Source organism: Vibrio makurazakiensis (assembly GCF_050337375.1).
Taxonomy (GTDB): Bacteria; Pseudomonadota; Gammaproteobacteria; order Enterobacterales; family Vibrionaceae; genus Vibrio; species Vibrio makurazakiensis.
In genome coordinates this window covers 1-1,009 of record NZ_JAKJSW010000461.1, presented here as the reverse complement: position 1 = coordinate 1,009, position 1,009 = coordinate 1, and the positions used below count along the sequence as shown (strand labels likewise).

Annotated in this window: 1 pseudogene; it reads right to left on the bottom strand. The window is 44.3% G+C overall.

The window, feature by feature from the left end:
• Window positions 1–526: 526 nt before the first annotated feature.
• Window positions 527–1,009: pseudogene (locus L4C33_RS22450) on the bottom strand (zonular occludens toxin domain-containing protein); the annotation flags it as partial.

The window sequence follows — 1,009 nt, the reverse complement described above, 5'->3', positions numbered from 1 at the left end:
GTATATGTGTGTATATGATAATGGTAACAAAATATGCTGTTTAATGAATGAGTTAGAAGTGTAAGTCTCCTATTTAACAAGCATTTATTAGACATAGTTCAATATTTTAGTGAATAAATCAGATAAGTAGAATGATGTGTGGTAATAGGGTGTTCTAGAAGGCCCAAAAGCATCCACGTTTTATTCAATAAGCACCCAAACCCAATTAGGTTGGTCGAATTTACCCCCGTGATACAGAACGGGGGTTGAACCTCCGCCTCGTTCTTCAGCCTCAGTCTTCGGCTTCATTACTCGTTGTCCGTTCACCGAAAAGCATCTTTCAGTCCTTTGCATGCTCTAACACTACCGACATAAAAAAGCCTCACCGGACGGTAAGGCTCTAAAAGCGGTTCTGGTAGGCAAGGGGATGTGACTCCCTCAAGTGACGATGACGACTGACCGCGCCAGTAWAAACCATCGATATGTTTACGTTCCGTGGGTGGCTTGGTGCCTCGTTCGCGCTCCGCACTCTCTTYTCCCTGCGGGGCTAGAACAAACTGACATTCGCCGCAGTTGGCTCTGGCCGTTCAACGCGTTGCTCTAACGGCTTACATGTCACCATCTTCTTATAGTCATTCCTGGTCAATTCCAACAAGCAACTATCAATCACCCGATAGGTGATATTGTAGTTTTGTAGGTACTTTTCATTAAYACTGTATATACCATCAGTGGTCAGGATTTCCAGGTTAATGAACCTGTCTATCTGATTATTGCGAATGCGCACATTCACCGCAGTCACAAAGGCTTTTGTGATCCCCTCGAAAGGCAATATCTTCCCTATATAAATGCTCTCAACAACATCATTGAGACCAGCTTCACCGCTATTCCAACCATCAGATACACCATCAGCATTTTTATCACCGTTAGAGTTTTCTGCCTGGTTTTGACCAGGAGCGGAAGTTTCCGATTCTTGCGCTGCCGTTTGCGAAGCTTCCGAAGCAGTATCAGAAGAGGGACTGGATAATTCATA